This is a genomic window from Clostridium tetanomorphum (assembly GCF_017873215.1).
GTDB classification, from domain to species: Bacteria; Bacillota; Clostridia; order Clostridiales; family Clostridiaceae; genus Clostridium_AO; species Clostridium_AO tetanomorphum.
The window spans coordinates 19,652-35,797 of record NZ_JAGGKA010000015.1 but is presented as its reverse complement, the minus strand read 5'-3'; the positions used below and the strand labels follow the sequence as shown (position 1 = coordinate 35,797).

The following is a 16,146-nucleotide window of genomic DNA, read 5'->3' as shown; positions in this document are numbered from 1 at the left end:
AGCATATGTCATATGAGCACCTAACCCCTATTCAAATAGATGCTTTAAGGGAAGTTGGAAATATAGGTGCAGGTAATGCAGCTACAGCTCTATCACAGTTATTAAATAAAAAGATAGATATGTCTGTACCTGCTATAAACGTAGTGCCTTTTGACCAAATATTTTCAGGAATAGGTGGAGAGGAAATTGTATATGGAGTACTCGTAAGAGTTTTAGGAGATACTCCAGGAAATATCTTATTTATATTTGAAAAGGAAATAGCTATAAATATAATTGAGGTATTGACAGGAATGAAAGAAGAAACTGTAAGTGAAATGGGATATTCAGTAATATCAGAAATTGGAAATATAATTTCTGCATCTTATATGAATGCAATAGCTAAATTTACTAATTTAACTATAATCCCATCTGTACCAGCAGTAGCTTACGATATGCTTGGAGCAATACTTTCAACAAGTTTTATCGAGTCAGGACAATTTGATGAATATGTACTTGACGTTGAAACTGCATTTTTACAGGATAATTCAGAAATTAGTGGGCATTTTTATTATATACCAATGCCTGGTTCTTTAGAAATAATATTAAATTCATTAGGAGTAATGTAATTTGGAGGGAATAAAATGGCAAAAGTATTAATTGTTGATGACGCTGCTTTTATGAGAATGATGATTAAGGATATTTTAGAAAAGAATGGCTTCGAAGTTATAGGAGAAGCAAATAATGGATTAAAAGCTGTGGAACTTTATAAAAAAGAAAGACCAGATGTAGTTACTATGGATATTACTATGCCTGATATGGATGGTATACAGGCTGTAAAGGAAATAAAGGCTATGGATCCTGGAGCAAAAATTATAATGTGTTCAGCTATGGGACAACAAACTATGGTAATGGATGCTATTAAAGCTGGAGCAAAGGACTTTATAGTAAAACCTTTCCAACCAGATAGAGTGCTTGAAGCTATAAAAAAAGTAGTTGGATAGTAAAAGATAGAGTATAGATTGCAGAGTACAGATAAGGAAGTTTTTCTAGGCTGTGCCTAGAAAAACTTAAATTATGTATTTTATGAAAATTTTTTACTAAGTAAAAAATTTTCTTTCTTAACTGTTAACTGTTCTCTGTTAACTGTCAACTGATTTTGAGGGGGTGAAATTGTGCAAGTTGTAATTTTTAAATTAAGTGATGAACAATTTGCTGTAGAAACTGCCAAGGTTCAGAGTATAAATGACATGATGGAAATAACAAAAGTACCTAATGCACCAGCACACATTAAAGGTCTTATAAATCTTAGAGGAAATATAATATCTCTTTTAGATATAAATCTATTATTAGATGTAAATGGAGAAGGTAAGGAACAAAGCAATATAATAATATTAGATATAGAAGAGGAAATGGTTGGAATAACTGTTGACCAAGTAGATGAAGTATTAGATGTAGAAGAAGAACTTATAGAAAAATTAGATGAAGATAGAAAAAAAGCTTATATAAAAGGAGTTATAAATTTTAAAGATAGAGTAGTAACATTAATAGATATAGATAGACTCCTATCAAATTAGTAAGAAATGAGGGGGAAATATGGCAGAAGTTTTATCACAGAGCGAAATAGACGCCCTTCTATCTGCTCTCTCATCTGGTGAAATAACTCCAGATGAAATGCCTAAAGAAGAGGAAAAACAAAAAGTAAAGCCATATGACTTTAGAAGTCCACAGAAGTTTTCCAAGGATCATATAAGGACTTTAGAACTTATACATGATAATTATGCTAGAATTATATCCAATTATTTAACCGCCCAAGTAAGAAATAATGTAAAGATTAAAATAGAGTCTGTTCAACAGATAACCTATGAAGAATTTATACATTCTGTCCAAAATCCAACCATATTAACTATATTTAAAATGCCTCCTTTAAGTGGGTCCATTCTTTTTGAGACTAATCCTCAATTTGTTCATGAAATAATGGATGTACTTCTTGGAGGAAGTGGATTTGGTAAATATAAGATAAGAGAGTTTACAGATATTGATAAAAACATTATAAAACAAGTTAATCAAGGACTTATATCAAATCTTAAGTTGGCTTGGGAGGATATTTTACCGGTACACCCAGAAATAGAAGGAATAGAAACTAATCCTGCTTTAAATCAAACCTTAGCACCTAATGAACCAGTAGCATTAATAACTTTTTCTGTAGAAATGGGTAAAAGTAATACGTTTATAAATATATGTATACCTTATCTAAGTATAGAAAAGACTTTAGATAAATTAGTTGTACAATACTGGTTCCAAGAAAACAATGAAGAAGTTTTAATTGAGTCAAGAAGTAAATTAAGAGATAGAATCAATATAGTAAATACAGAAATCAGTGCAGTTTTAGGTTCTACTAAAATTACTGTGGAAGAATTCCTAAGATTATATATAGGAGACGTATTAATTTTAAGGGAAACTACGGATAGTCCTGTTAAGATAATGGTAGAAGATGAGTTATATTGCTATGGCAGACCGGGGTTAGTTGGAAAGAAAATGGGTGTTGAAATACTAGATATAATAGATAAGGATGTGGAAAATTATGAGTAATGGATTTCTTTCGCAGGAAGAAATAGATTCTCTATTAAATGGCGGAAATGATAATGAACAAGAAGTGGAAAATAAGGATGTAGAGAATGTAGAGGATAAAGGGGAAACAGCAATTTCTGTAGAGGATTCCGGAGAAGTAGATATAACAGATTTGGAAAGGGACCTATTAGGTGAAATAGGAAATATATCCATGGGTTCTGCGTCTACTGCTCTGTCTACTATTATAAATCAACAAGTAAATATTACTACTCCTATAGTTAGTGTAACAACTTTAAAAGACCTTAAGGATACATTTGAAGTTCCTAATATTGCGCTAGAAGTTAAGTACACTAGTGGTATTGTAGGAGAAAATCTTTTAGTCATGAAAATAACTGATGCAGCAGTAGTGGCAAATCTTATGATGGGTGGAGATGGAAAAGTTGAGAACCCCACTACGTTATCAGAAATAGAAGAAAGTGCTGTATCTGAAGCCATGAATCAAATGATAGGTTCAGCAGCTACATCTATGGCTACTATGTTTGCTAGAGAAGTAAATATTTCTCCACCAGAATCAAGAATATGGGATGATTTAACTTCTCCTTTGTCCAATGATATAAGTGAAGATGAAAAGATAGTTAAAGTATCTTTTAGCCTTACTATTGGAGATTTAGTAGATAGTAATATAATGCAAATATTGCCTATTGGAACAGCAAGAAAGATTGTAGCGATAATGATGGGAGAAGAGGAAAAAATAGATAATACTTCTCAAGCTACAAATGCACAAGGTGTAACTTCACCAGTAGAACAAAATCAAGGAAATTCTATTGAGAATAAAAGGGATGATAATAAAGCTATGCCACAAAATACAGTTCAACATAATGAACCAATTCAACAACCACAATATAACCAACAACCATATAACATGCCACCGCAATATGGTGGAGGAAACTATGGTCATAATTCTATGATGGAAAAACCTATAGAAGTTCAGCAAGCAGCTTTTCAACCTTTACAGGCAGGGTTGCATGCAGAAGCTTTACCTAAAAATATTGATCTTATAATGGATGTTCCTTTAGAAATATCTGTAGTATTAGGAAGGACAAAATTAAGTATAAAGGAAATATTGAATTTAGGTACAGGCTCTCTTGTAGAGTTGGATAGATTAGCAGAAGAACCAGTGGAAATATTAGTTAATGGGAAAAAAGTAGCTTATGGAGAAGTAGTTGTTGTAGATGAAAACTTTGGTGTAAGAATAACTAGCATAGTAAGCAATGAGGAAAAAATCAAATCTCTTGGCAAGTAATAATACTTTAAATTGAATACATAGGAAATAAAAGGATAATAATGTACTCACTTTATTTGTGAATGAAAATAACGGCTTTTAAAGCCGTTATTTTTTACTGGAAAGATATAAACAAATAAATTTTTAACTCGATAATATAAATAACCTATAAATTTGGAAATATGTAGAAGGTTTAATTTTGTTTTAAATGAGATTAAAGATATTATAAAAATATTATAATCCATTTTAACATAGTATGTATAAGGAGTGTATTATAATGAAAGTTAATGGAATAAGTGCTAATAAGGTGCTGAGTTTATATGGAGATAGTAAAAAGAGAATAGAAAATAAAAATATAAAAAAAGAAAGCAATAGTGATCAAATACAAATATCTTCATTAGGTAAAAGTTTAAGTTCCTATTCTATTGATGATAAATTGATAAATTCTAAAGAAAGATTAGAAAAGATAAGAGGAGAAATATCAAAAGGCACTTATAACAGGGATTCAAGGCTTGTAGCGCAAAGCATCATTGATGCTATGAAGAATAAAGAATAGAATTTATGTGAAAGTTGAATTTTAAGGCAAAATAAAGGTGGTGAATTATTATTTGATTAATGATTTGAATGAAATAATCTTACAAGAGATAAAAGCTCTTGAAGGATTACTAGAATGTCTAGATAAACAACATGAGCATATAGCTAAAAGTGAAGTGTTTAAACTAGAAGCTGTAGTAAAAGAAATTGAAGCAAATAATAAAGAAATAGCCAAATGGGAAATGAAAAGACGTAATATAACAAAAGGACAGCCTATAGGAAAGATTGTAGAAGAGTTAAAGGATGAAACCTTAGAAAATAACTATAGAAAGATTAGAAGATTAGTTGAAGAACTTAAAGTTCAAAAGGAAACAAACGAAATACTTATAAAGCAAGGATTAGGGTATACCAATAGAATGCTTCAATTATTAAATCCTGATAGGCAACCTAAAACCTATGGGGCCTATGGAAAAATGAGAAGATAAATCACAGAGTAAAGATTATAGGTTACAGACAAAAGATTATAAAGTACAGAATATAGTTGAGAGCAGATAATTGAAAATTGACAGTTAAGAAAGTTTTTCTAAGTAAAGATTAGAAAAACTTAAATTATGATATAGACTATGAAAATTGTTTATATGGTAAAAAATTTTTCATCAAACTTGCCATTTGTAAATTGTCAGCTATCAGCTAAAGAAAAGTTTGGAGGTAATAAATTTGTCAGGTCTATTTGGAACTTTAAATATAGGTAAAAGCAGTATTTTTGCTAATCAAACAGCTATTGATGTAACAGGTCACAATATTGCAAATACAAAAACACCAGGATACTCAAGACAGAGAGCAGAAATGCAAACTAGAAGGCCATTTTGTACTCCTTCTATGAATAATGCGGCAGAGCCTGGACAGTTAGGAACAGGTGTTGAAATTTCACAAATAGCAAGAATTAGAGACACATTTTTGGATTATCAAATAAGAGTGGAAATGGGAACACAAGGATGTTATTCAGGAAGAGATAAATTTTTAAGAGAAATAGAAAGTGTATTTAATGAACCAACGGATACAGGTATATCCACACTTTTAGGTAAATTCTTCGATTCGTGGCAACAATTTGCTAAGCAACCTGAAACCTCAAATACAAGAACTATGGTAGCTGAGCAATCTCAAAGTTTAGCTAATGAATTAAATCATACCTATAGCCAATTGATGAAGGTAAAAGATAATGCTCAAAGTATCATAAAACAAACAGTTTTTGATGTCAATAACATGATAAATCAAGTGAATCAGCTAAATCAAGAAATAATTCAAATAAGTGTAGCTGGAAATAACGCAAATGACTTGATGGATAGAAGAGATCTTTTAATAGATCAATTAAGTACTAGATTTGGTGTTACCATAGATAAAAAAGGTTTTGATGCAATAGAATTAAATACCAGCGAAGATAAAGCTTCGGGAGCTCCAAAGGGAGTTAATTTAGTACAAGTATTAGATCCAGATGAAGTAGGAAGATTTTCTTATATACAAGATATACAACCATCAAAAGATGCTGAAGGAAAGCCTACAGGAAAATATGATATAGTTTACTACAAAAATGGAGATACCACTACAGAAAAGAATAGAGTAGTTATAAAAGACGTAGAGTTAACATCTGAACAAAAAAGAAATATGGATGAATGTAGAGTAATTTGGACAGATAAAGAAGGAAATCTTTTGAAAAAGGATGGAAAGGCGGTAACTGCAAAAGATGGAGAAATATCTGGAGTTAGACTTGAAGATATAGCTTTATTTACTCCTTCATCAGGTGAATTTCAAGGATACATGTCTGTACAAAAAGACGTGGACAATTATATAGATCAGGTAAATAATTTAGCAAAAGCTATAGCATATTCTGTAAATGCAGTTCATGGACAAACTGAGGATGGAAGTAAAGACTCATTACTTTTCTTTGTAAATAAAGATGGAGCAGAAAATGAAATCAATGCTTCTAATATAGCGGTAAACCAAAAAATAATGGATAATAAAATGCTGATAAAGGGAAGTACATTAGATGTACCACCTGCTGGAGAATCTGATGGTAAGAGAGCACTAGCTATTGCAGGATTAAGAGATGTACTTATGGGAATTCAAAATATAACTGGCGATATGAAAAGAGAAGATTTTATAAATAAGCTCTGTGGTGGACTAAAAGAGAATGAATATGGAATTAAAGTACCAAATGGAACTACAGATGGTATGAAAATAGATAATTACTTTAAAGATATAGTAGATACCCTTGGAATACAAGAGCAAGAAGCAAGAAGAATGGTAAAAAATCAAACAGATTTACTTAATACTTTTGCTCAAAGCAGAGCTTCAGTATCAGGAGTATCCTTAGATGAAGAAATGACTAACTTAATTCAATTTCAACACGCTTATGTTGCAAGTTCAAAAGTTATATCCACTGTGGATGAACTTTTAGATGTGGTGGTAAATGGATTAAAGAGATAATTTAAAAAGGAGTGTTTTCATTGCGTATAACCAATACTATGATGGCAGATAATTTTTTAAATGACATGATGTCAAATCTAGAAAAATTAAATACTCTTGATATGCAGTTAACTTCAGGAAAAGAAATTAGAAGGCCTTCTGATGACCCTTTTAAAGTAGCAAGAGCAATGCAGCTTCATACAGATATAAACACAAATAAACAATATAATGAAAATATAAAAGATACTTTAAACTGGTTAAATCAAACAGATACTGCATTAAATCAAATGGGAAATCAGTTTCAAAGGGTAAGAGAACTTCTAATTTCATCAGGAAATGCAGCTTATGGCTCCTCAGAAAGAAAAAAAATAAAGGATGAAATAAATGAGATAATAGGACAATTTTCTCAAACTCTAAATTCAGCTTTTGATGGTAAGTATTTATTTTCAGGAACTAGAGGAACTACAAAACCTACTACTACAATTAAAGGACCTAAAGTAACAGAAATTCAGCCACAAATAGTTCAACAAGGCTCTAATAAAGGTAAATTATCAGGAAAGGCTACTGTTGGTGGAAAATATTCTGGCACTGAAAATATAGATTTTGAAGTAAAGGTTAATGGTACTAATGTCACATTTACTGCTAATGGAAAAAATATAAGTCCAGTAAAAAACGGCGATACTTGGGATTTGGGAAATGGATTGACTTTTAAAATAGATGAAGCTTTAATAGATGGAAGCGGATATAAATTTACAGCTGTAGCTGAAGGAAATACAAAAATAATTTTTAATGGAAAAGAAGACTATGAAGTAAGTGATGCATCACCCTTATCATGTAAAATTTCTGAACTAAAAGCTTGGGATGGTAAGAATACTACATTTAATGTAAATGGACAGGAAATAAATTTAGAGTTTAAAAACATAAAAACTACAGAAGATATTATAAATACAATAAATTCAAATGAAAAATTAAAAGGAAAAGTAATTGCTCGTGAAGTTAAAAATGGGGGAGAGACTTCAATAGAAATTTTTTCATTAGATAATAATAAAGCCTTTATAAAAGAAGCAGAGGGAGAAGAAGTTATTAAAGATTTAAAAGGTAAAACTAATAAATTTATGGGAACTTATGAATTTGAAACTATGGGAGAAGGATTAATAACAGAAATATCTCAAGGAGTTACTATAGAATATAATGTTACAGCATCACAACTAATAAAATTTACTGATGAAAAAGGTAACGAAAGAAATTTAAAAGAAATATTGGAGAATGTAGTAAGACATTTAGATTCACCAGATGGGTCATCTGGTGTAAAAGAGATATCAGAGAAAGATTTACTAGCTATAGATACAGCTATGAATAACATATTAAAGCTTCGTTCTCAAGTTGGAGCAAAACAAAATAGAATGGAAAGTGCTGAGGAAAAAAATACAGAAGAAAACTTTAATATGACAGAAATATTATCTAAAACTGAGGATATAGATTTTACTAAAAAAACTATGGAACTTGCAGTAGCACAAACAGTTTATATGGCAGCACTTCAAACCAGTGCAAGAATAATTCAACCAACTCTTATGGATTACTTACGTTAGAGTATAGATTACTAATAATATATAAGTTTATTTTAGTAGACAATTGTCTACTGATGAAGAAGGGGTTTTTTATGAAATTAAATACAAAGTATCATGGAGAGATAGAATACAAAGAAGAGGATGTAATTGTTTTTAAAAAAGGATTACCAGGTTTTGAAACTTTAAAAAAATTTATAGTATTTCCATTAGAAGAAAATGATATATTTAAAATAGTTCATTCCATAGAGGATAATAGTATGGGATTGCCTGTAGTATCCCCTTTTATAGTGTATAAGGATTATAAGTTTTCTTTATCTGATGAACAAATAAATAATTTAAATATAAAAGATAAAGAGGATGTTTTAGTTCTAAACACTGTAACTATAAGTTGTAATTATAAGGATATTACAACTAATTTAAAAGCTCCTATAATTATTAATATTAAGGATAAAGTTGGGGAACAAATAATATTAGATAATGATAAATATGAAATTAAATACCCAATTTTCAGGGAGGAAGTTTAATGTTAGTTATAGGAAGAAAAAAGGGAGAATCCTTAATTATAGGAGACAATATAGAAATTACTGTAGTAAAAATTGAAGATGGTTCTGTAAAAATAGCTATATCAGCTCCAAAGGATGTAACAATACTTAGAAAAGAGCTTTACAAGGAAGTACAGGAAGAAAATAAAAAGGCGTCTAATGTAGATTTATCTGTATTGAAAAAATTTAAAAAGGAATAATTAAAAGAGGTGATAGCATGGATGTTAAATATGTAGGTCAAGGAAGACGGGAAACCTTTAACGTTAATGAAGGATCAATAGATAGTACATTGTCTGGAAGCATTAGGGGAGAAAATTTAAATGGAGAACATATATTGAATTCTTCTATAAATGCAATAAATAATTCAAACAATGACAATGGCAATGTAAGAGAAGAAGATGTAAGAAAGTCTGTGGATAAATTAAATAAATTATTAGAAGGTAAAGCCACTTATGTAGAATATGAAGTATATGGAAAACTTAGAAGTATAACTATAAAGATAATGGATAGTAATACGAGAAAGGTAGTAAAGGAAATTCCACCTAAAAAAATAATTGATATGGTAGACAAGCTTTGTGAATTAGCAGGAATGTTTATGGATGAAAAAGCTTAATACAGATTATAGATTGCAGAGAGAACAGATAGATATAATTTTTTACTTTGTAATCTGATAAAGGGGTGGTTATATGGAATTTAAACTTAATAAAATAGATACTGAAATTAGACAAAAAATTCAGGATAATACAAAAGAAGGTTTAATCCATAGAAAACAAGAAGTGAAAATTAACAAGGATACTAATAAAGATAAGAGAGACAGAGATTTTTCTAATCAGTTAAAAAAATATTCTAAAAAGAAATCTGATAAAAACAAAAAAATATCTATAGAGGCAGAAAAGATAAATGAAATAGATGTAGAGGCTTTTATCTATGAAGATGACAAAGAAAGTTTATCCAGTGGAAGATTTTTGGACTTAAAAAGGTAGGTGTATAAATAATGTTTGCAGGAAATGCATACAGTGCTTATAAAAATAATAGTGTAAATTTTGCATCAAAAGAACAACTGTTACTTATGATTTTAGATGGAGCCGTTAAATTTTCCAAAATAGCCAGACAAGCAATTGAAGATAAAGATGTAAAAAAAGCCCATGAAAATATAATTAAAACACAGAATATATTCTATGAACTAATGGCAACTTTAGATGTAGCACAAGGGGGAGAATGGGCAGAAAAACTTATGGATGTATACGAATTTATTGTAAATAGGCTTATGATAGCAAATGTAAAAAAAGATGTGGCTATAATGGATGAAATAATTCCACTTATAGAGGATGTTAGGGATACTTGGAATGAAGCTTATAAGCTTTCGAAAAGCAGATGATAAATAAGAAGAAATAGAAAATAAATACTCAGTTTATTATTTATTCTCTATAATTTACTATTTAAAAGAAGAGGGAGTGATTTAAATGTCAGATTCAATTAGTGGATTATCCGGAACTGGTGGCGGAGATATGATGAGAATTATAGGAATGGCATCAGGTATGGATATAGATGGTATGATTAAAAAGATGATGTTGGCTGAACAGAAAAAGGTAGACAAGGTTAAACAACAAAGACAGCAAATAGTGTGGAAGCAGGAAATATATAAAGATATTATAAAGGATGTAAAGGATCTTCAAAATACTTATTTTAGAGCAGATAGTGAGGAAAGTTTACTTTCATCTAAAGCTTATTCTGATTTTAAAGTAAATAGTACAAACTCTACAGTAGCAACAGCAACAGCAACAGTAGGAGCTGTACAGGGAAATTATAGTGTAAAGGTGAATCAATTAGCTGAAGGAGCAACTGCAAATAGTGATAAATTAATAACAACTTCAGCACAAGAAGCGCTTTTAACTACTAAATTATCGGAAATAGGCATAACTGATGGAAGTAAATTTACAATAACCTCTGATAGCAAAACAGTAGAAATTACAGTGGGAAGTAACCAAACTATAAGCGATTTAATAAGTCAAATAAAAAATACTAAATGGGATGGAAAGGATTCATTAGTAGGAAATGATATAGATGTTTCCTTTAGTGAATTAACTCATACATTTACTATGAAAACAAAAGTAACTGGTGAGGATAAAAATCTTCAAATATCGGATGTTAGTGGAAATTTTGTAAGTAAGTTAAACTTACAAGGGAAGAATATAGATGGAGTAACGGGAAATATAGTAGGTCAAAATGCAGATGTTATAATAACTCCACCAGGTGGTGCTGGGGTACCGGTAACCAAAACAACAAACAACTTTACCATAGATGGAATAGGCTACAATTTAACAGCAGTAGGGGAGTCAACTATAACAATAACTCCAGATGTAGATAAAACTTTTGACAGATTCAAAAACTTTATAGATAAATACAATACATTAATAGATAAGATAAATACAAAACTTACAGAAAAGAAGAATTATGACTATAAACCTCTTACCGATGCACAAAAGAAAGAAATGAAGGATGATGAGATAAAGGCTTGGGAGGAAAAAGCTAAAAAGGGTATATTAAGAAATGACGATAATCTTACAAACATGCTTTCAGAGCTTAGAAATACCTTCTTTTCAAAAGTAGATGGGGCTTCTGTAAGTTTCGGGAAATCTATAGGATTAGATACAGAAGGAAAGGTATCTAAAGCTGGACAAATAAAATTTACAGATGATACTGGTGAAATATTTAAAAATATGTTAAAGGAAAGACCAGATGAGATAATGCAGTTGTTTACAGGTACTTATAAACTAACTTCAGATGATAATGCAAAGATTGATGAACTGTTTAATACTGGATTAACCGGTGAAGATCAGGAAAAATATGGATACTTAAAATCAAGAACAAATAAAGTAAAAGATGCTAAAGATATATTTTCTTTAGATAATTCTGGAATTTTCCAGAAATTTGATTCTATATTAAAGAATAATGTTGGAATCCCAGGAGTTACTTTAAATAGTGCTATACTTACTCAGTATGCTAATAAACAAGAGGACTATAGTATTTATGGAACTTCAGGAACTAATACATTACCAGATCAAATTTATAGAAAAGATAATTTAATAAAAACTTTAAATGCTAAGTTAAAGGATAAAGAAAATGCTTTATATAAAAAGTTTTCTAGATTGGAAGTAGTTATGAACAAATATAATGCTCAAACCTCTTGGTTAGCTCAACAATTTGGAGGCTAGAAGTTTTAGCTTAAGTTAAGTAAGGGAGAAATCTTATGTGCATGATAAAAAAACATCTAGAAAATTTTAAAGATATTACTCTTCAATTGATAGATAAAGTAAAAGAAGATGATTTTGATTCAGTGGATATGCTTATGGAAGAAAGACAAAAGATAATAGATAATATGGATAGTGTAGAATTTTCCCAAGATGAGTTTGTTAATATAGCAAAAGAGTTAAATATTATAGAATATGATAAGGAATTAGAAAAAGTTATTATTGAAAAAAAAGCTAAGATAAAAGAGGAAATGGGAAAAATAATAACAAATAGAAATGCTAATACAAGTTATAATAAAAAGTTTTATTCTAATAGTACTATATTTAGCAAAAAAATATAAGTTTAAATTTTATAATTAATATTAGATATTATAACAAATTAGAAATAGGGTGCTACATTAAAATTTAATTTTACAATCCCTGATAACGTAAAATAAAGTTATCGGGGATTATTTTTAGATTTAAAGTATAAGTTTTTATGCTTTTTTCTTTTTGCTCTCGATTACTCATTTTCAATTATTAATTTTAAACATATTCAGTGATAATAAAGAAAAATATTTTTCTTTATTATTTAAATATATAAAGTTTATTAATTTATAGTCGATAAATGTAATACAAAGGCGAAAAATAATAAAAAAAATTAAAAAAACTATAAAGTAATAAAATTTTATTACGATAAACTAAATGTAATATAAAAGCAGATTAAAACCATTAGAAAAATATAGAATGATTTTCAATTCTAAACTTTCACTTCTCAATTAAATAAGTTAGTAAGCTCAAAGAGCTTAACTATAAATAAAAATAGGGCATGGATGCCCAGAAGAATTCAAGGAGGAATTTATTATGATAATCAATCACAACATGAATGCAATGAACTCACACAGACAAATGGGAATCAATGTAGGAAATGCAGGAAAGGCAATGGAAAAATTAAGCTCAGGTTTAAGAATAAACAGAGCTGGAGATGACGCAGCAGGTCTTGCAATATCTGAAAAAATGAGAGGACAGATAAGAGGTCTTGATCAGGCTTCAAGAAATGCTCAGGATGGTATTTCTTTAATTCAAACAGCTGAAGGTGCGTTAAATGAAACTCATTCAATACTTCAGAGAATGAGAGAATTAGCAGTTCAGTCAGCTAATGATACAAACGTTACAGCAGATAGAGCAGCTATCCAAAAAGAAATGAATCAGTTATCAAAAGAAATAAATAGAATAGCTAGCCAAACTGAATTTAATACTCAAAAATTATTAAAATCAGGTATTACATTAAATTTCCATGTTGGAGCAAATTCATCTCAAACAATAACTTTAAGTATCAATAAGATGGATGCTGCAGCACTTTCCGTAGGAGTTGCTGCTGGTTCAGCGATATCAATAACTTCTCAAGCAAATGCAGAAAGTGCTATATCAAAAGTTAATACAGCAATAACTACTGTATCAACAGAAAGAGCTAATTTAGGTTCATATCAGAATAGATTAGAGCACACAATAGCAAACTTAAATACTTCATCAGAAAATTTACAAGCAGCAGAATCAAGAATTAGAGATGTAGACATGGCAAAGGAAATGATGAATTTCTCAAAGAATAATATATTACAGCAGGCTGCACAAGCAATGCTTTCACAGGCTAATCAACAGCCACAGGGAGTTCTTCAGTTATTAAGATAAGAATCTTCCTTATCATAAAAAGCTCAGGATTTTCCTGGGCTTTTTATGATATTTTCAAAATATTCAAGAAATATCTACAACATTCGACAATAAATATATAGATATTATTTGGAGGAGTACTATTGTGAAAAATTATATGAATATACTTAAATCTTTGATAAAGGATAATGATAAAGAAAAATTCTACAGTTTAATATTTCAACTATCAAGTTTAGCTTTGAAATATATAAATGAATTAGAAGATAAAGATACTTTATTACAATTTAGTAATACTCTTAAGATACTTGAGGAGGGTATGAAAATAGATGATGCTGTGGTTATTTTAGATATTATGGAATATGAAATTTTCAATTATATCAATTTATAAGAATTAAAAGGAGAAACTAAATATGGATTTTTTTATAGAAAATTTAAAAGAACTGCAGATTGTTCAACAACCTTTAGCCAAACAAATTAATGAATGTAATAGTGAAGCAGAAGAAAATGATGGGTTTTATATATATAAAAATTTTAATGATGAATATGTATTAAAATATAAAAATCATAAGGGTGATTTAATCCATTATACAAGTTATTATAATCCTACAAAACAAGGAAAAGAAATGATAGAGCATGTAGATTTTTCGAAAAATAGAGATTGTATTGTTTGTATTGGTATTGGATTAGGGTATCAGGTGGATGAATTGCTAAAAAAAATAGGAGAAAAGTCTATCATAATAGTGGTAGAAAGAAATATTAAACTTTTAATAGAAGTGTTAAAACTAAAAGATTATTCTGAGGCTATAAAGAATAATAAGATTTTTTTTGCTGTAGGTGAGCTGGAAGATAAAAATTTATTTCAAAGTATTTCTACTATAATGAGATTTTATAGTTTTAATATAGTTTCTATGCAAGGGGTAACCTTTGATGTTTTTGATCCGGATTATAATTTGTATGCAAATGAAGTGGCTAAATATATTAATAATTATAAAGATACTTATTATTTTGCCCTTGGTAATGATGTTGACGATACTTTGTTAGGAGTAAAAAACAGATTTGATAACATGCCAAGATATATAAGAAATCCTGGACTAAATGACTTAAAAAAGGAATTTGGTAATGTTTACAAAAATAAGCCAGCCATTATAATTGCATCAGGACCATCACTTAACAAAAATATTCATTTTTTAAAAGAAGCTAAAGGGAAGGCTTTATTATTAGCTTGTGATGGATCTATGGCTTGTTTAAAAAAGAATAATATAATTCCAGATGCGGTGGGTTCTGTAGAGAGAGTGTATAAGACATATGAGGCTTTTTATAAAGATAAGCAGTTTGATGATAATGTAGTACTTACTGCTCCTGCTGTGGTGCAGAAGGGAATACCAGATACTTTTAGAACAAAAATATTATCTTTTTTTAAGGATGAAGCTTATGCACGTTGGTTTAATAATGCCATATTAGACAAAGGAAGTGTATGGTGTGGTGCAAGTGTTGCCCAAATGCTTTTTGGATTAGCACATGAGTTAGGTTGTGATCCAATAATATTGGTTGGTCAAGATTTAGCTTATTCAGAAAATGGAGTATCCCATGTAGAAGAAGCAGAAGTAAAGGAACAGGTAAATCTAGAAAAGGTAGAAGTATATGTGGAGGGGATAAATGGAGAAAAGCTTCCAAGTACATACATTTGGCAGAAATTTTTAATAATTTATGAAGAAGCTTTAAGAGTTACGGATAGAAAAATTATAGATGCTACTGAAGGTGGAGCGCTGATTAAAGGAAGTGAAATTAAAACTCTTAAAGAAACAATTGAACAATATTGTAAAGAAGATATTCCAAGTTTAAGGCAATGTGTTGACTCTATTGAAATTAGTGGAAAATTTATAAAAAAAGCGTCTGAAAATATAATTAAATTATCTACCCTAGAAATAAAGAGGATGGAGTTATTTAAAAAGAGAGCAGAAATAGCTTTAGAAAAGAACTCTCAATCTATGAAAACTTTATTAATAGGTATAAAAACTCAAAAGCAGTTGGATGAAATCTATGATTTAATTGAATATGTTGAAAATAAAATTGTGAAAAGAATTTTATCTTATCCAACTATAAAATTATTATTACAATTTATAATTTATAGGGCAGCGTATAAAATTAGTAAAATAGAAGAAAAAAGTTTTAATGAAAAAAGTTTGAAAATTAATTTGGAAGTTCATAAAGAGATGCTTATGGATATAGTTAAATTTACAGAAAAAGCAATAAAAGTATTTCAACATGGAATTGAAAATATAGAAAGTAGCTTAAATAAGTAAATTATGTGA

The 16,146-nt window shown here is 29.4% G+C and carries 19 protein-coding genes; all 19 read left to right on the top strand.

The genetic code is table 11. The features are described 5' to 3' along the window. Nucleotides 1-5: 5 nt before the first annotated feature. The 19 genes from J2Z24_RS14325 (at nt 6) to J2Z24_RS14235 (ending at nt 16,137) form a co-directional block, all read left to right on the top strand. On the top strand, nt 6-605 hold the full coding sequence (locus J2Z24_RS14325; RefSeq protein ID WP_035144810.1) for a chemotaxis protein CheC: 600 nt from the start codon (nt 6-8) through the stop codon (nt 603-605). A 15-nt stretch (nt 606-620) separates the two neighbouring features. Continuing rightward, nucleotides 621-980, top strand: a complete 360-nt coding sequence (locus tag J2Z24_RS14320; RefSeq protein ID WP_035144812.1) for a response regulator — start codon at nt 621-623, stop codon at nt 978-980. 171 nt (nt 981-1,151) lie between these two features. Beyond that, a complete protein-coding gene (locus J2Z24_RS14315; RefSeq protein ID WP_035144815.1) occupies nt 1,152-1,553 on the top strand; it encodes a chemotaxis protein CheW in 402 nt (133 codons plus the stop codon). 19 nt (nt 1,554-1,572) lie between these two features. Continuing rightward, nucleotides 1,573-2,568 (top strand): flagellar motor switch protein FliM, encoded by a 996-nt coding sequence (gene fliM, locus J2Z24_RS14310; RefSeq protein WP_035144818.1) that lies wholly within the window; start codon nt 1,573-1,575, stop codon nt 2,566-2,568. Further along, complete coding sequence (gene fliY / locus J2Z24_RS14305) at nt 2,561-3,850, top strand: flagellar motor switch phosphatase FliY (RefSeq protein ID WP_035144821.1); 1,290 nt, start codon at nt 2,561-2,563, stop codon at nt 3,848-3,850. The genes fliM and fliY overlap by 8 nt, the downstream gene beginning before the upstream one ends. Before the next feature lie 256 nt (nt 3,851-4,106). Next, nucleotides 4,107-4,385, top strand: a complete 279-nt coding sequence (locus tag J2Z24_RS14300; RefSeq protein WP_035144822.1) for a flagellar biosynthesis anti-sigma factor FlgM — start codon at nt 4,107-4,109, stop codon at nt 4,383-4,385. Between the two features lie 52 nt (nt 4,386-4,437). After that, nucleotides 4,438-4,848, top strand: coding sequence for a flagellar protein FlgN (locus J2Z24_RS14295; protein ID WP_035144824.1), 411 nt, complete (start codon nt 4,438-4,440; stop codon nt 4,846-4,848). Between the two features lie 232 nt (nt 4,849-5,080). Further along, entirely contained in the window at nt 5,081-6,847 is a 1,767-nt protein-coding gene (gene flgK, locus J2Z24_RS14290; RefSeq protein ID WP_035144826.1) for a flagellar hook-associated protein FlgK, read from the top strand. Nucleotides 6,848-6,867: 20 nt separating this feature from the next. After that, the gene (gene flgL, locus J2Z24_RS14285) at nt 6,868-8,415 is read left to right on the top strand and encodes a flagellar hook-associated protein FlgL (protein ID WP_051593110.1); all 1,548 of its coding nucleotides are present in this window, start codon (nt 6,868-6,870) and stop codon (nt 8,413-8,415) included. 71 nt (nt 8,416-8,486) lie between these two features. After that, a complete protein-coding gene (gene fliW / locus J2Z24_RS14280; protein ID WP_035144828.1) occupies nt 8,487-8,918 on the top strand; it encodes a flagellar assembly protein FliW in 432 nt (143 codons plus the stop codon). Continuing rightward, entirely contained in the window at nt 8,918-9,136 is a 219-nt protein-coding gene (gene csrA, locus J2Z24_RS14275) for a carbon storage regulator CsrA (protein WP_035144830.1), read from the top strand. Before fliW ends, csrA begins: the two co-directional genes overlap by 1 nt. A 17-nt stretch (nt 9,137-9,153) precedes the next feature. Next, nucleotides 9,154-9,549: a flagellar protein FlaG gene (locus tag J2Z24_RS14270; RefSeq protein WP_035144832.1), complete on the top strand. Its 396-nt coding sequence runs from the start codon at nt 9,154-9,156 to the stop codon at nt 9,547-9,549. Nucleotides 9,550-9,622: 73 nt separating this feature from the next. After that, on the top strand, nt 9,623-9,919 hold the full coding sequence (locus J2Z24_RS14265; protein ID WP_035144835.1) for a hypothetical protein: 297 nt from the start codon (nt 9,623-9,625) through the stop codon (nt 9,917-9,919). A gap of 11 nt (nt 9,920-9,930) precedes the next feature. Then, entirely contained in the window at nt 9,931-10,314 is a 384-nt protein-coding gene (fliS, locus tag J2Z24_RS14260) for a flagellar export chaperone FliS (RefSeq protein ID WP_035144836.1), read from the top strand. 85 nt (nt 10,315-10,399) lie between these two features. After that, complete coding sequence (fliD, locus tag J2Z24_RS14255) at nt 10,400-12,151, top strand: flagellar filament capping protein FliD (RefSeq protein WP_035144838.1); 1,752 nt, start codon at nt 10,400-10,402, stop codon at nt 12,149-12,151. A gap of 35 nt (nt 12,152-12,186) precedes the next feature. Beyond that, a complete protein-coding gene (locus J2Z24_RS14250; RefSeq protein ID WP_035144839.1) occupies nt 12,187-12,528 on the top strand; it encodes a flagellar protein FliT in 342 nt (113 codons plus the stop codon). A 502-nt stretch (nt 12,529-13,030) separates the two neighbouring features. Beyond that, the gene (locus tag J2Z24_RS14245) at nt 13,031-13,855 is read left to right on the top strand and encodes a flagellin N-terminal helical domain-containing protein (protein ID WP_035147265.1); all 825 of its coding nucleotides are present in this window, start codon (nt 13,031-13,033) and stop codon (nt 13,853-13,855) included. A 124-nt stretch (nt 13,856-13,979) separates the two neighbouring features. Next, the gene (locus J2Z24_RS14240) at nt 13,980-14,222 is read left to right on the top strand and encodes a hypothetical protein (protein ID WP_035147262.1); all 243 of its coding nucleotides are present in this window, start codon (nt 13,980-13,982) and stop codon (nt 14,220-14,222) included. A gap of 22 nt (nt 14,223-14,244) precedes the next feature. After that, a complete protein-coding gene (locus J2Z24_RS14235; RefSeq protein ID WP_035147261.1) occupies nt 14,245-16,137 on the top strand; it encodes a motility associated factor glycosyltransferase family protein in 1,893 nt (630 codons plus the stop codon). Nucleotides 16,138-16,146 lie beyond the last annotated feature (9 nt).